Below are 423 nucleotides of genomic sequence, written 5' to 3' on the forward strand. Positions count from 1 at the left end.
GGGCGCGCTCGTGCTCTTCATCAGCGTGGGGTACGCGCGCGACACGCGGGCCCTGCGCACGCTCTTCGCGCTGGGCGAGGGCCGGCTGCCCGCCACGTCCGAGCACCTGCTGGTGGCGGTCCAGGAGGTGGCGGCCATCCCCGGCCGCAGCTTCTGATTCGTGATGCAGGGCTGTCTGGGCGGCACGCTGACGGTGGCCCTGGCCTTCCCCACCCTGGCGGACGTGCCGTGGACGGAGGGTGTGCGGGTGATGGTGCTGGGGCTGTCCATCGGGCCCCTGAGCGCCATGCTCACCTACCTGATGGTGGTGCGCCGCGCGCGGGCCACGTTGGACCGGCTGGTGTCGCTGGGGCCGGCGCCGCTGGAGGTGCTGGCCGCGCTGCCACCCCGGCGCATGCACATCCGCCGCAGGCTGGTGGTCTT

At 73.8% G+C, this 423-nt stretch carries 1 pseudogene; it reads left to right on the forward strand.

The features are described 5' to 3' along the window. Positions 1-163: 163 nt before the first annotated feature. A pseudogene (locus tag G4D85_RS48570) lies at positions 164-423 on the forward strand (methyl-accepting chemotaxis protein); the annotation flags it as partial.

Source organism: Pyxidicoccus trucidator (assembly GCF_010894435.1).
Taxonomy (GTDB): domain Bacteria; phylum Myxococcota; class Myxococcia; order Myxococcales; family Myxococcaceae; genus Myxococcus; species Myxococcus trucidator.